The organism is Paenibacillus sp. UNC451MF, from assembly GCF_000686845.1.
GTDB lineage: Bacteria > Bacillota > Bacilli > Paenibacillales > NBRC-103111 > Paenibacillus_S.
The window spans coordinates 51,543-68,624 of the sequence record NZ_JMLS01000003.1 but is presented as its reverse complement, the minus strand read 5'-3'; the positions used below and the strand labels follow the sequence as shown (position 1 = coordinate 68,624).

17 protein-coding genes are annotated in these 17,082 nt (G+C 45.5%); 5 read left to right on the top strand and 12 right to left on the bottom strand.

All coding sequences use genetic code 11. The features are described 5' to 3' along the window. Window positions 1-27 precede the first annotated feature (27 nt). From BP97_RS0105950 to BP97_RS35450, 7 genes are all read right to left on the bottom strand, one after another. The gene (locus tag BP97_RS0105950) at window positions 28-660 is read right to left on the bottom strand and encodes a pyridoxamine 5'-phosphate oxidase family protein (RefSeq protein WP_028548271.1); all 633 of its coding nucleotides are present in this window, start codon (window positions 658-660) and stop codon (window positions 28-30) included. Between the two features lie 56 nt (window positions 661-716). Next, the gene (locus BP97_RS0105945; protein WP_028548270.1) at window positions 717-1,796 is read right to left on the bottom strand and encodes a DUF3900 domain-containing protein; all 1,080 of its coding nucleotides are present in this window, start codon (window positions 1,794-1,796) and stop codon (window positions 717-719) included. Between the two features lie 133 nt (window positions 1,797-1,929). Next, window positions 1,930-2,568, bottom strand: coding sequence for a superoxide dismutase family protein (locus tag BP97_RS0105940; RefSeq protein WP_028548269.1), 639 nt, complete (start codon window positions 2,566-2,568; stop codon window positions 1,930-1,932). Window positions 2,569-2,661: 93 nt separating this feature from the next. Continuing rightward, the gene (locus BP97_RS0105935; RefSeq protein WP_028548268.1) at window positions 2,662-3,330 is read right to left on the bottom strand and encodes a GNAT family N-acetyltransferase; all 669 of its coding nucleotides are present in this window, start codon (window positions 3,328-3,330) and stop codon (window positions 2,662-2,664) included. 15 nt (window positions 3,331-3,345) lie between these two features. Then, window positions 3,346-4,209, bottom strand: coding sequence for a carbon-nitrogen hydrolase family protein (locus BP97_RS0105930; protein ID WP_028548267.1), 864 nt, complete (start codon window positions 4,207-4,209; stop codon window positions 3,346-3,348). Between the two features lie 18 nt (window positions 4,210-4,227). Further along, window positions 4,228-4,896, bottom strand: a complete 669-nt coding sequence (locus BP97_RS0105925) for a class I SAM-dependent methyltransferase (protein WP_028548266.1) — start codon at window positions 4,894-4,896, stop codon at window positions 4,228-4,230. Between the two features lie 115 nt (window positions 4,897-5,011). Next, window positions 5,012-6,022, bottom strand: coding sequence for a helix-turn-helix transcriptional regulator (locus BP97_RS35450; protein WP_064745669.1), 1,011 nt, complete (start codon window positions 6,020-6,022; stop codon window positions 5,012-5,014). A 183-nt stretch (window positions 6,023-6,205) separates the two neighbouring features. On the opposite strand from BP97_RS35450, the gene BP97_RS39555 reads away from it, so the two are divergent. Continuing rightward, window positions 6,206-6,352, top strand: a complete 147-nt coding sequence (locus BP97_RS39555) for a DUF4023 domain-containing protein (RefSeq protein ID WP_081823962.1) — start codon at window positions 6,206-6,208, stop codon at window positions 6,350-6,352. A gap of 42 nt (window positions 6,353-6,394) precedes the next feature. On the opposite strand, the gene BP97_RS0105910 is transcribed toward BP97_RS39555, so the two are convergent. Both BP97_RS0105910 and BP97_RS0105905 read right to left on the bottom strand, forming a co-directional pair. After that, entirely contained in the window at window positions 6,395-7,336 is a 942-nt protein-coding gene (locus BP97_RS0105910) for an aldo/keto reductase (RefSeq protein WP_028548265.1), read from the bottom strand. An 18-nt stretch (window positions 7,337-7,354) separates the two neighbouring features. Continuing rightward, window positions 7,355-8,356: a Gfo/Idh/MocA family protein gene (locus BP97_RS0105905; RefSeq protein WP_028548264.1), complete on the bottom strand. Its 1,002-nt coding sequence runs from the start codon at window positions 8,354-8,356 to the stop codon at window positions 7,355-7,357. A 137-nt stretch (window positions 8,357-8,493) separates the two neighbouring features. Here BP97_RS0105905 and BP97_RS0105900 point away from each other — a divergent pair, with 137 nt between their 5' ends. Together BP97_RS0105900 and BP97_RS0105895 are read left to right on the top strand one after the other, a co-directional pair. Beyond that, window positions 8,494-9,333, top strand: coding sequence for an AraC family transcriptional regulator (locus BP97_RS0105900; RefSeq protein WP_028548263.1), 840 nt, complete (start codon window positions 8,494-8,496; stop codon window positions 9,331-9,333). Between the two features lie 105 nt (window positions 9,334-9,438). Beyond that, a complete protein-coding gene (locus BP97_RS0105895; RefSeq protein ID WP_028548262.1) occupies window positions 9,439-11,595 on the top strand; it encodes a DNA topoisomerase III in 2,157 nt (718 codons plus the stop codon). A 30-nt stretch (window positions 11,596-11,625) separates the two neighbouring features. Here the strand turns inward: BP97_RS0105895 and BP97_RS0105890 are convergent, their stop codons facing one another. The 3 genes from BP97_RS0105890 to BP97_RS38700 all read right to left on the bottom strand — a co-directional run bounded on the left by BP97_RS0105890 (window position 11,626) and on the right by BP97_RS38700 (window position 15,169). Further along, the gene (locus BP97_RS0105890) at window positions 11,626-11,943 is read right to left on the bottom strand and encodes a hypothetical protein (RefSeq protein ID WP_028548261.1); all 318 of its coding nucleotides are present in this window, start codon (window positions 11,941-11,943) and stop codon (window positions 11,626-11,628) included. Window positions 11,944-11,976: 33 nt separating this feature from the next. Further along, window positions 11,977-12,885 carry a TIGR01777 family oxidoreductase gene (locus BP97_RS0105885; RefSeq protein ID WP_028548260.1) on the bottom strand — a complete coding sequence of 303 codons (909 nt, stop codon included), beginning with the start codon at window positions 12,883-12,885 and terminating at the stop codon, window positions 11,977-11,979. A gap of 136 nt (window positions 12,886-13,021) precedes the next feature. Then, entirely contained in the window at window positions 13,022-15,169 is a 2,148-nt protein-coding gene (locus BP97_RS38700) for an S-layer homology domain-containing protein (protein ID WP_028548259.1), read from the bottom strand. Window positions 15,170-15,384: 215 nt separating this feature from the next. On the opposite strand from BP97_RS38700, the gene BP97_RS0105875 reads away from it, so the two are divergent. Together BP97_RS0105875 and BP97_RS0105870 are read left to right on the top strand one after the other, a co-directional pair. Beyond that, window positions 15,385-16,533, top strand: a complete 1,149-nt coding sequence (locus BP97_RS0105875) for a polysaccharide deacetylase family protein (RefSeq protein ID WP_051620405.1) — start codon at window positions 15,385-15,387, stop codon at window positions 16,531-16,533. A 96-nt stretch (window positions 16,534-16,629) separates the two neighbouring features. Continuing rightward, window positions 16,630-17,070, top strand: a complete 441-nt coding sequence (locus tag BP97_RS0105870) for a MarR family winged helix-turn-helix transcriptional regulator (RefSeq protein WP_028548257.1) — start codon at window positions 16,630-16,632, stop codon at window positions 17,068-17,070. Window positions 17,071-17,082: the final 12 nt, after the last annotated feature.

Genomic DNA, 17,082 nt, shown 5'->3' with positions numbered 1-17,082 from the left:
CCAAAGATTTGCGGGTTTTTGATTCTTTTAATACATCCTCAGCCTGTAGCTTTCCTCCAACGACTTTGCAATCTGTTCCTCGGTTGATCCAGTATGCTTCGCAAGGATACGTGCAGGGACCGGCAGCTGATCTTTTTCGAGCCATGTGCCAGGATTCCATAGCATCGAGCGTTTGAATGCTTTAGCACAGTGCATATAGCATTCTTCTACTTCAACACCAATTCCCAGAAGTGGGCTTTTGCCGTTCACTTGCATCCGTTCGAGCAGCTCACCATCTCTGGTCACATAAGCTCTGCCGTTCACACGAAGCGTCTCCTCCAAGCCTGGAATCAAAAAAATTAAACCAATATTAGGGTTGGAAACGATATTTCGCAAGGAGTCCATTCTGCGGTTTCCCGGTCTTTCTGGAATCACCAGGCGTTGACCATCAAGGACCAGAACAAACCCCGGAGCATCTCCTCTTGGAGACACATCACAATGACCATCCTGATCTGCAGTTGCTACGAGAACAAAAGGGGATCGTGAAATATATTCCTGACAATGACTGTCTATTGTAGAAATTACTTTACGAGCCACAACCTCACCAGGGTAACCAAGCAGGTCTCTTAACTCTTGCTCTGAGGTAATTACTTCCTGAAACGCAGAATTGCCTTGCGCCATACCTTTTCCACCTTTCTCTTATAAAGTACTATAATCGCTTTTTCCCTCTATGCTCATCAATTATCTGATTCTTCCTCTGCTTTTTGCTGAATTCGATCAACAATCTGCTCCAATGACTCGGGGTGCAGCAGCTCAACTGGTGAAATGCCTTTGTCGAACTCCAAGCCATCCCCCTCCATCACAACGACATAACGATTTCCCAGCTTAGCGATATGCAGCCGATCTCCAAAATCAGCCAGAAGCGCCCGGACGGTCATGTTACCTACCTTCATCTTCATTTCAATGTCCGGCTTCTGTTCGATGAGAAAAGAGGAAGCCTCCACTACCTGCTCCTGCGTCCATTTCTCCTGAAGCTCGCGCTTCTCGCTGCAAGCCCATAGCTCCATCTCTTGGGTTTCCTTCTCGCGAGCTTCTTCATTATCCTCATAAACCTGCTCGATATATTGGTGGACAAAGCCCATAACCTGCTCATTCATCATCTCTGGCATCGATTTTTCATATTCGACATATTTGAGAAAGTCTTCAAAGTAACGGGCATGAGACGATTGATGTATTTTCAACTCCCAGGGCTCTAGCATTCCTTCTTCAGGCATGTGCGGGTACATGATCGATTTCATGTTTTTCGCATTAATCGCCATTTCCACTTTGTTCAAAAGACTCCGCTCGTCCGTGATGCGGGCAATTTTTTGTTCAAAATCGCATTTAAGTACAAAAATAAACGGCTCATCAAATAATTGATTGTGCTTGGCTCGTACGATAAATACGGCCCCTCCCCTAATTGCGCTCGTATCCATGTATGCCTGCACTATGGCTTCAGCGTGCTCCACATAGGCATCCTTCGTTTCTGCCATTCGTAATCGCGCGAACAAGTTATAATTCGGGTTACTCTCCAGATCATATCCGGGCTCAACAGCAAACCGACCTATCTTGGTCGGAACCTGCTCTGCCTTCGGATTGCGTTCAGCATGACGTTTAGCAATCTTGGTGAATTCAGTTCCAAGAAATGAGCTTAGCTCACTCTCAACATAATCTTCGCCGTCCAGTGTCTGGTAATGCTTGCAGTGCTTTCCTGATTGATTTTCCTCCCCGTCGACCTGTATGACAAAGAAAGAGATATATTCTACTTCAAATTTCATCGTGTGAAAACTCCCCCATAACAAGTAAAAACCCACCCCATAGACTGACCCTCGTCAGCCCTTAAGGTGGGTGTTTAAATATCGTATCACAGGTTCAAGGAAGCAGCAATGCTTTACCGCCTATAAAATGTCATTACATGATGACGCCGCACGCAACCCGATCACCGGAGTTGCCGGATGGGTCCGTTTTATAGTCATCTTCTTTTTCGTGAATAACCAGCGCAGTACCTCCAGTTTTTACAACGGAGTTCGCTTTGTCTTTGGCAAGCGTTAATTTCGGAGCTACTACCTCAGCTCTTCCTCTGCCATCGGAGCCAATCTCCAGGTTTGGTAAGTCGCCTGCATGATAACCCTGCGGATTATCAAAGCCATGCTTTTTGCTCTCAGGATTGAAATGCTCCCCTGCTGTTTTGAAATCAGGCGGAGTGCATACACCTGTTTGGTGAATATGCATACCATGCTTTCCTGGAGTCAATCCGGAAACATCAACCTGAAACTTTACTCCCTCAGGAACCTGAGTAAGCGTAGCTGTTCCAATTTTTGTTCCCTTGCTGTTAATAATATCGATCGTCTTCGGAGCAGGCGCCGGCTCATTTGCCTGGGCCGCTATAGAATTGGTTCCAGTACTTCCTTCCTCTGTAGAGCCTTCATGATGTCCAGGATGCTCTTGTTCTGTCGCAGCCGTAGTAGCAGCGGACTTCCATTCACATCCAGACGTAAGCACCAGCGCGAAGCTTAACATTAAGGCCCCGCGATTAACCCATTTTCTCATGCTCTTATCCTCCATTGGTGATAAAATGTACCTCTATCATTGTTAACCTAATGGAGAATAAATAAACATGAAATTCAATTTAGGCCATGAGACTTACATTGACAAAAAAGGGTTTTTCCATTCCATTAACATCGCGTAATGGTGTGAATCTTGATCGTCCAGATAGCCGCTGATCAGCTTAACTGGCGTTCTTCCACAGCGCAAAAGAAAGGTTAGGACGGGATCCTTCAATTTCCCCTGAATGACGGCTTCAACGTACTCTTCTGCCGGCATTGAAGCAGCATGAAGATGATACCCCGGAATACGCCCGCCACCGAGAAGTCTTTTTAGCTTCATATCTATGACCACTTCATACATAGATTGCATCAACAGCTTACCGAGTCCAAGCTTGCGAAAATCAGGCAGCGCGCAAATATCTACTACATATAGTGTATTTCCGCTCGCGTTATGATTACGGATATAACCGCTATCTGTGATCTCTTCCCAAGTATGATCTGCATGATTAGGATCAAAGTCAATAAGTAATCCCGTGATGGAGGCCGCTACTACACCATCGACCTCAACGCAAAGCGCCCCTTGAGGGAACAGCGTAATATGCTGGTTCAATTGTTCCTCATTCCACCACAACTCCGAGGGAAAGGGCGGTGGAAAGCTCTGCTGCTGAATACGGATCAAGTCAGCGAAATCAGCCCGGGTATAGGAACGGACACAAGCCTTAATAGGCCGATCCTTATCAAACACGTACAGTTCTTTACGATACAAGAAACCCTCCCCTCCCTAGCTCCAATCGGTGTACAGATCCGTTCTCCGGTCACGCCACGTAGTTACCGAACCTTTCTCACGCACTTGCTGAAGCAGGCTCAAGTCTAGATCGGCAGTAATAACCATATCATGGTTAATTTCCCCGACAGCAAGCAACCCCCCCGGAGGAAAAGGAACGTCATTTGGTGTTATGACTGCCGCTTGTCCGTAGTTCCCTCTCATAAAGTCAACAGTGGGCAGTGAACCGATAGTACCCGTAGTTACGACATAGATTTGATTTTCTATCGTCCTTGCATGACAGGTATAACGCACTCGGTGAAATCCATGGCGATCATCCGTGCAGGATGGACAGAACACGACATCCGCACCGCGAGCCCGAGCCATTCTCACAATTTCAGGAAATTCGATATCGTAGCATATTAGTATAGCAATTTTGCCTTTATCCGTATCGAAAATATGCAGCGCATCACCTGCCTGCATATTCCATTCCTTTACTTCCGGTGGTGTGATATGCAGCTTACGCTGTTCACCTATTCGCCCATCTGGATAAAAAAGGAACGCTGTATTATACAAATGGCCCTTTTCTTCAATAATGTGCGTTCCTCCTATAATATGCATTCCGGTTTGCTGAGCAAGAGATACAAAAAGCTCTTTATATGAGTCCGTAAATGCAGGTAATTCATCGATAGTCAGGGATTCCGGGTGTCTCTTACCTCCCCCAATGGACATAAGCTGAGTGGTGAACAACTCTGGGAAAAGTACGAAGTCCGCCTCGAACTCCTCCGCTGTTTTCACATAATGGGTTACCTGAGCGGCAAACTCTTCAAAGCTTCCAATCGTATGTAAATGATACTGAACGGCGGATACCCTTAGTTTCATAGTTTCTATGATCGCTCCTTACTCCACTGAGTGTTCTTTTTCTAGTACTCCACTTTCTTCAATCGGATCAAAAAATAAAATATGCGGCTTCTTCAAGCACCAGGTCGTCATACACCGTTGATTTGCCACATTAACGGTTTTGATTGGCTCTAGCAAAATACCTTGAAGCTTCTCGGTCATTTTCATTAATCGCTGCTCATCTACAAGAAAGCGCGTACTTCCATCCGGAAGTTTATATTGATCGTTCTCTAAACGTATAACTCGATCTTCAATACCAATTGTCGAAGCTAGTCTGGCAAAGAGCAAGCCTCCGGGACGGAGCACTCGCCACAGCTCTTGAACCATCTGTTGAAAGTGCGCATCATTCACTGCAAAGTGAAGAACAGCACAGCTAATTACGACATCAAAGCTGTCGTTAGCAAAGCTCATTTTTTCCACGGGCTCAACACGGGCTTGTTCATCCGTCCATTCGGGAGCCAGTGTTTGTCCCAGCTTCATAACACACTGAACAGCGTCTTCCGACCTATCGACCGCGAACACATTGTAGCCGCTGCGCAAAAAATAGGTGAGGTTTCTCCCCGTGCCGCAGCCTGCATCGAGAATCCTCATCTTTTCCGTAATTCGGCCTTTTAATAATTGATCAAATAAATAAATATCCATTTCGCCGAAAAGTTCGCGAGGGTTCATGCACTGTATCAGCTCGCTTCCAAATCATAACTATTTTGTTCAGACATTATATCATCATTAATACAAGAAAACCACGGCAGATCTACCGTGGCAAGCGTTTAGATCGAGGATTGCGTCACTTGTTCTCTAAAGTTGAACTTTGATATGTACCCTGGAGGTTGTCTTCCCGGGAATACATTTTAGCGAGCTCCATAGTTTTACGCTGCATCATTTCAACCATTTCCTTGGGATTAACAACTCGCCCTTCGGTACCGAATCCGATAAAAAAAGAAGAAAAGTAATCGAGTTCGTCGGACGAAATGTACATGTTGATTTTACCGGTACCATCCTCGAATAGCTCCAGCTCATTTCTAAACAAAGCCTCCCACTGACATTTACGAACACCCGCCTTAGTTAACAGAACCTCCACTTGAAGTTTTTTTTCATTTTTGTTAACAGGTTGTTCCATTCTATTGATCCAATCCATTATGGTTATTTGGCTTTGATCTACGGACACTTGTTCATTTTCCATGAACATGGCGTCTATGACTCTGTCCACTCGAAACAACAACGTTGTAGCTTTGGTAAAGCAGTAAGCCGGGCTATACCAGTATCCGTTGTAGGAATAAAGACCAATTGGCTGTATAACACGGAGCTTTGCTCCATCTTTGGAATCATAGTTGATTTGCAGCGGCTGCTGTTGAATAGAAGCTTCCATAATGAGCTCTAGATGAGGACTGTGAATGCTTCGAGTAGGAGTCCAGAACACAATTCGCTGTTTCATCTTGTCTATCTTGTCTTTCGTATCCTCCGGTAAATAATGATAAAATTTGTTCAACGCAGAAGCAGATTCTTTACCAAAAGGAAGTGCTCCATATTGCTGCAGGGATTGATAAGCAAAAAACATGGCGACCGCTTCATTCTCGGAAAAAGTAATTGGTGGAAGCCATCTTTCATTCAAGACCCTATACCCGCCGTGCGGACCAAACTCAGAGTACAAGGGCACTCCCAGCTCACTAAGCTCCTGCAGATCCCTCATAATAGTTCTGGAAGAAACATTAAATTCCTTAGCTAACTCGCGGACTGTAAACTTCTTCCGTTTATTCACAGCTATCATAAGCTCAATGAGCCTTTTCGATTTTGGCATTGGTCCACTGTGCCTCCAATTTGAATATTATCCCCATTATACCTTATAACTAAGACCTTTTTTGTCATAGTTATCGAAAGGATATGAATCTACACCTAGATACTACGCTTCGTACTGAACCCCTTCTATATATTCCATCACACAAGGGCATACTACGAAACGATGAAAGGAGGGATAAACTCAATGAAAGATAATTTAAGCGGTGATACCGAGAGCTGGGTTGAGAAGGTTCATGATACTCAGACTAAGGATGAGAAGAACCGGAAACATCAAGGAGACGGACATCCCGATAAATCATTGCCAGGAAAGCAGCATCGAAACGGCAACTGATAATGGAAAAAGCACCCGGGTGGGTGCTTTTTTTGCAGCTTTTTATGCTTCAACTGTATCTACATGCTCTAACCAGTTCATCTCTTCTTCAGTCAATCGAATTCTGGCACCATCGCGGCACGAGGCCAGCTCAGTCATATCCCTAGCTCCGATTAATGCTGCTGTAGGAAATGGCTGGTTCATTACATAAGCCAATGCAATCTGGATCATGCTGACACCTTTTTGGGCGGCAAGCTCTTGTGCTCTGCGCAACCGCTCCCAATTCGCATCGCTATAGTAAATACGGACGATTTCCTTATTATCAAGCTTATCTGGAGCGAATCGCCCTGTAAAGAACCCTCGTGCCTGTGAAGACCATGACAGAAGCGGCAGCTGCGTTTTTTCATGCCATTTGCACGTTTCCGAATCTGCAGATACACAGCCCTTCCAATGAGGTTCGTTTGGCTTTGCCAAGCTCAGATTAGGACTGCTGAAGGTGAATCCCGCCAAGCCGTTAGCCCCAGCATAATTATTAGCTTCCTGCAGTCTTTGATATGACCAGTTGGAAGCCCCGATCGCATGGATTCGTCCGGCTTGAATATGTTCGTTTAATGCATCAATAATCACACTAACGGGAATGTTCTCATCGTCTCGATGAAGCCCATACAGATCGATGTAATCGGTTCCTAGCCGCTCTAAGCTTTTGGCCAAATCACTCTGAATGGCTTCCGGAGTCACTCGCGGACCCTCCGCATTGTGATGTGCTCCTTTTGTCAGGATCACTACATCTTGCCGATTGCCGCGCTCTTTCATCCATCTGCCTATCGTTTCTTCACTTTGACCGCCGCAGTAAATGTGAGCTGTATCGATCGTATTTCCGCCAATAGAAAAGTAATTGTCTAGTACGTTACATACTTGATCGTAAACGTCATGCGTAAAAAAATCTGAACCCTGAATTAAATTGGATATCGGCTTCTGCAATCCTTCGATACGGATCGTCTCCATGAAACTCATCTCCTTATTTTACAAGACTACGCGAACGCGTTCTTGTGCAGATTTCATACAAGCATCGATCACACGCATGTTAAGCACGGCATCAGACGGCTCAAATCTCTGTGGCTTTCCTTCAAGAATGCTTCGTCCAATATCATCAGCTTGCAGAGCATATTGGTTTACATACGGAACCGTAACCTCTCTGCGTTCGCCTTTGACTGTTACAAAGAAATGATCATCCGCATTTTGACGGACCACATATGCACTAGGCAACTCAATACGGCCTTCAGTCCCGAGAACCTCCAGCACGTTACGCCCTGCAGCCCACATGCCGCAATCAAAAGTTAAAGCGACACCTTCGGCAAATTCAAGTAATCCAGAGGCCATCATATCGACATGATCATGTTCCGGTGAGAAAAACGCATGTACGGTAGCCGCTTGAGGCTCTTGCTCCAACAAGAAGCGCGCCGCGCTGATAGGATATACGCCTACATCATATAATGACCCTCCGCCCATAAATTGTTTGTAGCGGACATTGTTAGCATCCTTGGCATTGTTGAATGTAAACGCACCTCGGATACCGCGGATCGTTCCGATCTCACCCGACTGCATGATATCTTTGATCATGGCATAACGGGGATGGTGACGATACATGAATGCTTCTGCCAGCTTCACTCCAGCCTTGGAACAAGCTGCTCTCATTTCCTCCGCTTCCTCTGCGTTAAGAGCGACCGGTTTCTCGCACAGCACATGCTTGCCTGCTTCGGCGGCGCGAATCGTCCATTCTTTATGTAAGTGATTAGGGAGCGGAATGTAAACGGCATCAATCTGATCATCTTCAAGGAGTGCTTCATAGCTTCCATAATAGGTTGGTATATTCAGTTGGGCAGCCGTTTCCTTGGCTTTCTCTTCTCCCCGGCTGGCAATGGCAGCTACCACTCCCGTTTCCGATTGTTGAATTCCCGGTATAACCGCGCGTTTGGCAATTCCGGCACAGCCGAGAACTCCCCAACGAAGCTTTCTATGACTCATTGTACTTCCCATCCCCTTCTCATGAATGAAAGAATAATGTAATACTATATTGCCATTATATTGAACTATAACTAAAATGAAAATAACATCTTATTGCACTTCGATACAACAATATTGTCCTCATAGGAGATGTTTTCATGCGACGCCAACGGTCTCTTCCTACCTTAACGGAACATGCCTATTTTTGTTTGCCTGAATCGGTCGGATGGTATCAGAACGATGCTGCCCATACGGTGGATCGGCAAGAAGGTGCTTTAAACAATTTCAGCATTCATTTCATTGTTAGCGGTAAAGGCTATCTAGTGTCCGAGCACGAGCAGCATACGCTGCAGTCTGGCGATGCTTTCTTGTATTTCCCCCTCCAGCGGCAGCGCTACTACTCCAGCACCGATGAACCTTGGGATGTGCGTTGGGTGCATTTTTACGGCTCCAAAGTAAAAGATTATTTATTGGAAAGAGGGCTGCACCGCTCTCATCTTTGGTCCATCCGTCAGCCCAAGCCGCTCGAGCAGGCTCTGCATGATTTATTGGTTGAAGCGGAGGAGAATACCTTTTTTCAGCTTACCAAGTTATCTACTTTGACGTATGCGGTCATCGCTGAATTCGTGAATCAAGCTGTACCTCTAAGCACTAATAAAAATCAGGAAACAACCGATCGCATCGTTCAACTGCTCCCACAGCTCCAACAAGAGGCCTGTAAGCCGTTCGAGCTTGATTATTGGGCGCGTCAAGCTGGTGTAAGCACCTACTATTTCTGCAAGCTGTTTAAGAAAGTGACCCAGATGACTCCAATGACCTTTATTACTTTAAGCCGTTTGCAAATGAGCAAGCAGTGGCTCCTCGAAAAGAGCGATCTGACCGTCAGACAAATAGCTTTGGACGCCGGATACCCTAGCACCAGCTACTTCAATAAGAAATTTCTAGAACAGGAAGGCATGACTCCTATGGAATATCGGGAGCTATATTGGAATAAATAATGACTTCGGTCTTCTGGTGTAAATGGACATCCGACTTTTTTTACAGTAATGTTGTTAATAGAATAATAATATTTAGAACAATTGAATGCTGCATAAGGAGAGATTATGAAATCATTAGTTTTAGCTGAAAAACCGAGTGTGGCTAAAGAAATTGCACGCGTACTCGGCTGCAATCAAAAGCATAAACATTATATGGAGGGTCCAAAACACGTAGTCACATGGGCGCTAGGCCATCTGGTCACGCTAGCGGAGCCAGAGGATTACGACGCCAAATATAAAGCCTGGAATCTCGAAGATTTGCCGCTGCTACCTGAGAGAATGAAACTGAAGCTGATCAAAGAAACTACACCGCAGTTTCGGGCTATCTCTCAACTGGCTCAGCGTGGAGATTTGGAGCAGCTCATTATTGCCACGGATGCGGGACGCGAAGGAGAGCTCGTAGCTCGTTGGATAATGGAATTGATCCGTTGGCGGAAGCCGTTTCACCGTCTTTGGATATCTTCCCAAACCGATAAGGCCATTAAAGATGGATTTGCCAAGCTAAGGCCCGGCCGCGACTATGATCCGCTCTTTCAATCAGCCGTTTGTCGAGCTGAGGCGGATTGGTTAATTGGGCTTAATGTTACCCGTGCACTCACTTGCAAATTCAATGCACAGCTCGCCGCAGGTCGCGTACAAACCCCTACCCTATCCATGATGATGGAAAGAGAACGTGAAATCCGCAGCTTTCAATCCAAGGATTATTGGATGATTAAAGCCAATTTTGGCGGTTTCCATGGAATCTGGCGCAGTAAAAGCCAGCCGGACGGCCGACTGTTTGATAAACCCGCAGCCGATGCGCTGTTGGGTCGATTGCAAGGAGGCAAAGCCAAGGTAACTCAATTGAAGGTCATTGAGAAAAATGAGCCTCAACCTCTAGCCTACGACTTGACCGAGCTTCAAAGGGATGCAAATCGAAAGTACGGATTTTCAGCCAAACAAACTTCTAATGTATTGCAAAAGCTGTACGAGCAGCATAAGCTGGTCACCTATCCAAGAACAGACTCCCGGCATTTAACATCGGATATGGTTTCCACACTCCAAGGTCGTCTCGACAGCCTAAGTGTCCAGCCGTATGCTCCGCTTGTGAAGCCGCTGCTTCGTAAGCCGCTACCTATAACGAAACGCATTGTAGATGATAGTAAGGTCTCAGATCACCATGCCATTATCCCCACGGAGCAAGCACCGCTTCTGCATACGCTGTCTGCTGATGAGCGCAGGCTGTACGATTTAATTGTGCGTCGTTTTATTGCCTTGTTCTATCCAATATTCCGTTATGACGAAACCGCTGTAACGATAGAGCTTGCAGGCGAAAGCTTCCATGCGAAGGGACGAGTTACCAAAGATGCCGGTTGGAAGACGGTATATGGACAAGAAAGTGCAGCCGCTTCATCGGGAGATGGGGATGAAAGTGATGAGGGTGAGCATGACACTCAACAGCAGGCTCTGCCTCAGATGCAAGTCGGGGATGTACTGAAGGAAGCTCGCTGCAGCCAGGAGAAACACTCTACCAAACCGCCAGCGCGTTACACAGAAGCTTCCCTCTTATCGGTTATGGAAAAGCATAATCTCGGAACACCTGCAACTCGGGCGGACATTATCGAGAAGCTGCTCCAAACGGACACAATCGAACGTAAAATGAACACTTTGCAGCCCACTGGCAAAGGGGCTCAGTTAATCGAGCTTGTAGCTCCGGCGCTTCGTTCTCCTGAATTAACGGCTCGGTGGGAGCAAGACCTTGAACAGATCGCAAAAGGAAAAGGCAATATGAAAGCATTCCTGCAAGGTATCCGTGAGCAAACGGTTTCGATGGTTCGAGAAGTGAAGAATAGCACCACCGAATACAAACCGCATAATCTAACAAGCTCCAAATGTCCCGAGTGCGGTAAGTCGCTTCAGGAGGTTAAAGGAAAACGCGGTAAAATGCTCGTTTGTATTGATCGTGAGTGCGGCTACAAAAGAGCCTCAGAGCCTATGCTCTCCAATAAGCGTTGTCCGCAGTGCCATAAAAAAATGGAGATTCATACCGGTAAAGCGGGTAAATATGCCCAATGCCGACAATGTAACGTCATTGAAATGCTGAATGACGATAATCGAATGACCGGTAAAGCGGCAAAACGCAACACATCAAAATTGATCAATCAATTCAGCGATAACGCGAGTCTTGGAGCAAGCCTGGGGGATGCCTTAAAGGCTGCCCTGCAAAAACAAAAAGAAGATTGAGGCATGCTGCCCAATCTTCTTTTCTTTGTCCTATTGTACTCCTGCTTTAGCAAGCAGCATCGGTCTAACTTCATTCTCATAATAGTCTTTTAGCTGTGCTTTTTCTAATTCTGTAAACTGATATTCGCAATCCCGTCCCTCATCCTGAGGAATGATCTGGGCAATTCCTCCTGAGTAAGAACAAATTAATAGAGCACTTAGGTCAGTTAGATCGTGAGGGAGCTCACTGCCCTCCCCTAAGTCAAAGCGTACCTCGACATCGATCCATTGTTCATCCCGCAAATCCACTGTAGATTTCATACGATGAAATTTCAATTCTTTTACATCTACCGATCCGTATTGTATCATACTTTAACCTCTTTCCGTGTTTCCCACATACCCTTACTTTAAACGACGTTTGGCCCCAACTAAATTTTGTAAAGCCAGTTCCAGAGTTGAGTATTTAAAGTCAAACTCGTATTCGACAGCAAGATAAGGAAATACTCGTTGCCCCTCTAACAGTAAGGTCGATAGTTCCCCAAACATCAGCTTCATGACAAAAGCCGGAACTGGAAAACGGTGCGAAGTCCGCATAACCTTAGCTAGCGTACGTCCGAACTCATCATTAGTAACAGGCTGAGGAGCTGTAGCATTCAGCTGTTCGATTATATCTTCGTTCTCAATACAAAACTCGATGAGTCTGCACAAATCCTCAATATGAATCCAAGACAGTACTTGCTTGCCACTGCCGATTCTTCCCCCGACACCAAGCTTATACGGAAGCATCATCTTCGGAAAAGCACCGCCATCATTCCCAAGCACGATGCCCAGGCGCAGCTTGACAAGACGGGTATCCTGAATTTGATCCATGGCTTGCTCCCACTGCTCGACCACTCCTGAGAGGAAGTCCTTCACATTTGGCTCACTGTGCTCAACAAACGATTCGGTCTCTGAAGTTCCATATATCGAAATGCCTGAAGCGTTTACCACAACAGCCGGCTTAATCTCCATACGGGAAACAACACTGGCTATCTGGTTAACTGTATCCAGACGTGACTGCAGAATCCTCTCCTTGGCCGATTTCGTCCAACGTTGATTTATGGACTCTCCCGCCAAGTTAACGATAGCATCGACGCCCTCCAATACTTTGACATCGTTGTTCAATTCTGCCCAGGTCACATTCCGAATTAACACGTGCTTGGATGTTTGACGCTGGCGCGAAATAAGGATAATCGAATATTTTTTTTTGAGGAAATACTCTGTCAAATGTCGGCCTACAAAGCCGGAAGCACCTGCAATAGCTATTTTCATTAATGACTTCTCACTTTCAATAAATAAATAATTTATTTTAAAACAATTATATAACATAAATTCTAATAAATAAAAAGCACAAACCGTAAATGTTCGGTTTGTGCCTTTCCTCTGACATTCGATAGATGTGAGATAATTATGGCTTGTCGTTAGGATCAGTAGGCGAGCTTTTCACGTTTTTAAACATTTTCACCGTCTTGCCTACCAGTTCACTACCAGAAGGTACCATATCAGCTGTAATGACTACATCCTCAGGCTGACCCATTTCTTCACCGTCTGTAAACCCGTCATTATCTGTATCTTTACCGGTTAAAGGATCGATGCTTGTTTTCACCAGCATGCCATTTTCCAACAGCATTCCGGTTACTTCATAATAATCGTCCAATCCGTCTTGATCCGCATCAACGAATTCGTTGTGGCGAGTCGTTTCGACTACGGTTTTGAAGGAAGCTTCCAGTTCTTCTGCTGTGAGTACCTGGAAGTATTGTCCTCCTCCAAGAAGCGCCATTTTTTCTAGGTAGAGCTTATCAACTTCCTGGCTTAAGCCCATCGTTACCAGCATTACGCCTTTACCATAAGCCGTTTGAATCATATTCCAATCTTTAATTCCTGGGGAATCTTGGCCGTCTGTCAACAGAACAGCTACAAATCGATGATTCGGGTCCCCATTTTTATCGAATTGCTCGTATGCTAACTGCAAACCGGAAAAAATGTTCGTTCCGCCGGAGCTGTCGATTTGATATACCGCACTAGCAACGGTTGCCCCATCAGCAGAGAATGTCGAGTACAATTGCGCCCAATTATCAAAATCGATGATAGCCGCACGATCGGACTCGGAGTGTACGGAATTCGTGTAAACATTGCCGAGAACGGTTACGGTTTCATTAACCATAGACGAACTTGAATTATAATTGAGATTGTATACTAGATCCGTCACCGCTTTTTTACGGAGATCACTTGGATCGTTCCAGCTCATGCTGCCGGAGCTATCGATAATGAACGCATAGTCCACATAAGGCTTATACACGCCGGATGTAACGGACAAATTGTTCTTCCACGCCTGCTCCCATGCCAGCTTATCAATCAGAACGTATTTACTGTTATGATTCGTCACGAAGCTTAGTGTGCCATCGCCTGGAATAGTCGTATTCAAAAACTCAAATTTGTTGGACGTTTCATTAAAATATGCAGCAACCAGATTTTTACTGCTGGCAATAGAGCCAACATTAAAGGTCAACGTAGCGCTGTTGAACGGAATTCCGTTCGTACTAAATTCAATGACTGGTCCAACAATACCCGGTACAACTGTATTGGAAGCTTTGAATACATTTTCTTGTGCCAAAGTCTCCACATTGATGCTGTTAGCGCCGCCTCTAAACCCAATCAAATTCAATCCAGTCAGCTCAACGGTATTGCCTTGTCCGTCAGTGCCGGCAATCGGCTTTCCTTTACCGACGGAAGCTATCAAGTCCGCCCCGCTTAATGCGATGGTAACGCCACCGTTATTCGAGCTCGAGCCTGAGCTTGATCCTCCTCCGCTTGAGCCGGAGCCTGAGTTACCAGTAGTTCCAGGGGTAGTTGTTTCTGCTGGAGTTGAAGAATCTTTCTTCTCGTCCGTTCCATTTGTGTTGCTTGAAGACGCATCTAGCTGCTTCATATATCTTGCGATGACAGTCATGGACTCTGCACGTGTCGCAGCCGCGGCAGGCTTAAACCATGTTTTACCGTTTTCTGCCGTACCTTCGACCAACTGGTTCGATGCTGCCGTTTTAATGGCATTGTAAGCCCAGTTACTTGAAGATACATCCTCGAATACGATTTGATGATCCGGCTTCTCTTTTAATTTATAAGCACGAACCAACAGAGTAGCCAGCTCGGCACGGGTGATTTCGGCATCCGGCTTAAATGCGCCATCCTCGTAACCATCAACCAGCCCTTCTTTTTTGGCCGTTTCCACATACTTGAACGCCCAATGGCTTGCATTTACATCCCGGAAGGAAGCTGCTTGTGTTTCTTCGCTCTTTTTGTTCAGAGCGCCAACCAAAATTTTGATGTACTCAGCACGGGTAATCGTTTTATCCGGTAATATCCAGAGCTTCCCGTCCTTTTCCACCCCATCGATAATACCTTTTTGAGACAAATACTCAACCTCTGCCTTTGACCAATGGCCTGTCAAGTCGGCAAATGAACGCCCTGTCCCTTCTGCGCCCGCAGCTGCTGTCATACCGGAACCTACAGTAAGACAACAAATAAGTGCGGATGCCAACATCCTCTTCAACTGCATGTTCACCCATCCCTTAACAAATTATGTATTTTGTTACGCATCGACATTATATTACAGTGTTTTCAGAAGCTACAATCTCTTTCTATCAATATGTGTTAAAGTTAACATTTTCATATACAGCATCCCTCGAAAAATCTCAAAAAAAGTCGATTTACAAAGTTTTCTTTCCTGATTATAATCTGTATTTGTAGCTACTAACTCAGGAGAACTGTCATATGAAAATGCTATTGGTTAAAATTATTATTCTATTATTCATCGGCGTTTCTATTCTTCCATTTATCAGCTCCAGCTCGCCAAATGATATGTACGAGGATGAAGTCGCCGTCATTATGTATCACCATTTGAGCGATACAGCCAAAAGCAATGTCACAATAACGCCAGATCTGTTCAAGAAGCAGCTTGAATATTTGGCCAGCAAACATTACAATTTCATCACTTTGGATCAGTTTAAGCATTACATGGCAGGCGGCGAAGTGCCTGATAATGCCGTGCTTGTAACATTCGATGACGGTTATCAGAGCTTTTATGACAGGGCATATCCCATATTGAAGGAAATGCATATACCTGCTGTAAACTTCATCATTACACGGTACTTAGCCAATCCTAACGGCGGTAACATTCCCTTCATGTCGAGGGAGCAGCTTAAGGAAGTCCTGAGTCATCCCGAGGATCAAATCGAATTCGAGTGCCACTCAGATAGCCTGCATGAACAAATCAACGGTCAGCCCATGCTGACGAGCAAGCAAACGATCGATGGGGCCGTAGAAAATAATGTCGAGTACGCTAACCGTGTTGTTTCCGATACGGAAACCTGCAGAAGTAAACTATCGCAGATTAACGGCGGACCTACTAGCACTTACGCTTATCCGTTCGGCGGTGTAGATCCTATCGCAGCAGATCTCGTACATAAGGCCGGTATTGAGTATGGATTTACGACTGTGAGCGAAATGGCTACCCGTGATGACGACCCTTTGCAAATTCCTCGGATCACCGGTGGAAATCCAAGTATTACACCAGAAGAGCTTCATCGGACGATCATCCGTAAAGTAGTTAATCTGAATCAGCAATTCGGATATATTCCTTTTCGTGAGAGCGTGGGTCAAGTGGGAGGCACTATGATTCAGGACAAGGACGGCACCATTAACTTCTACTATAACGGCAATCACTGGATGACACGTAAAGGCAGCAGTACCGTTATGCTGGGAGATAAGGAATATGACCTTGAGTCACCTATCACCTTGAAACGTCGCCATGCACAGATCCAGTACGATGACTTGCAGCGAGTCATGGGTATTAAAATGGCCTTTAATCCTATCGCCAAAACATTTTCCGAACGGCTGACCCCGTTAAAAAAAGAAGAATAATCGTCGTTACACGAGAGGCAATCCAAAATTGCCTCTTTTTGCTGTTGTCAGCCTATTTAGTAACGCTATATAATACTACTAAATGGAGGCTATTCTATGAAAAACAATGAAGCACTAGAGCAATTTATTACTCATATGCAAACCATAAATCGCCATCTCCGCTCCAAGGTTTTTGATCAACAGCCAGACTCCTTGACACGAGTTCAATGGCTTCTGCTTAGGCATTTGAATCGCAACGGGACCCGGACTATTGGGCAGCTGGCAGTCCATCTTGACGTTCGACCTAGCACGATGTCCCAAATGATCGACCGTTTGGAAAAATCGAAGCTCGTGTACCGGGAAAGCAGCCAACCTGACGCACGTGTAAAAAATGTGGCGCTAACCGAAGAAGGCAAAGACTTAATTAAACGTACCGAAGCACTATGGATGGAAGCGCTGAACGACTCCTTCGATCAATTCACCAAGCAGGAACAGTCGGAATTGATTAGCTACATGGAGCGGCTCACGGTTCAATTAAATAAAAACATGCGAAATTAGGCGAGCTTGGAT

Bases quoted from the DNA above. Each gene is read 5' to 3' on its own strand.
- BP97_RS0105950 (WP_028548271.1), bottom strand. From the start codon at position 660: ATGGCGCAAGGCAATTCTGCGTTTCAGGAAGTAATTACCTCAGAGCAA.
- BP97_RS0105945 (WP_028548270.1), bottom strand. From the start codon at position 1,796: ATGAAATTTGAAGTAGAATATATCTCTTTCTTTGTCATACAGGTCGAC.
- BP97_RS0105940 (WP_028548269.1), bottom strand. From the start codon at position 2,568: ATGAGAAAATGGGTTAATCGCGGGGCCTTAATGTTAAGCTTCGCGCTG.
- BP97_RS0105930 (WP_028548267.1), bottom strand. From the start codon at position 4,209: ATGAAACTAAGGGTATCCGCCGTTCAGTATCATTTACATACGATTGGA.
- BP97_RS0105925 (WP_028548266.1), bottom strand. From the start codon at position 4,896: ATGAACCCTCGCGAACTTTTCGGCGAAATGGATATTTATTTATTTGAT.
- BP97_RS35450 (WP_064745669.1), bottom strand. From the start codon at position 6,022: ATGCCAAAATCGAAAAGGCTCATTGAGCTTATGATAGCTGTGAATAAA.
- BP97_RS39555 (WP_081823962.1), top strand. From the start codon at position 6,206: ATGAAAGATAATTTAAGCGGTGATACCGAGAGCTGGGTTGAGAAGGTT.
- BP97_RS0105910 (WP_028548265.1), bottom strand. From the start codon at position 7,336: ATGGAGACGATCCGTATCGAAGGATTGCAGAAGCCGATATCCAATTTA.
- BP97_RS0105905 (WP_028548264.1), bottom strand. From the start codon at position 8,356: ATGAGTCATAGAAAGCTTCGTTGGGGAGTTCTCGGCTGTGCCGGAATT.
- BP97_RS0105900 (WP_028548263.1), top strand. From the start codon at position 8,494: ATGCGACGCCAACGGTCTCTTCCTACCTTAACGGAACATGCCTATTTT.
- BP97_RS0105895 (WP_028548262.1), top strand. From the start codon at position 9,439: ATGAAATCATTAGTTTTAGCTGAAAAACCGAGTGTGGCTAAAGAAATT.
- BP97_RS0105890 (WP_028548261.1), bottom strand. From the start codon at position 11,943: ATGATACAATACGGATCGGTAGATGTAAAAGAATTGAAATTTCATCGT.
- BP97_RS0105885 (WP_028548260.1), bottom strand. From the start codon at position 12,885: ATGAAAATAGCTATTGCAGGTGCTTCCGGCTTTGTAGGCCGACATTTG.
- BP97_RS38700 (WP_028548259.1), bottom strand. From the start codon at position 15,169: ATGCAGTTGAAGAGGATGTTGGCATCCGCACTTATTTGTTGTCTTACT.
- BP97_RS0105875 (WP_051620405.1), top strand. From the start codon at position 15,385: ATGAAAATGCTATTGGTTAAAATTATTATTCTATTATTCATCGGCGTT.
- BP97_RS0105870 (WP_028548257.1), top strand. From the start codon at position 16,630: ATGAAAAACAATGAAGCACTAGAGCAATTTATTACTCATATGCAAACC.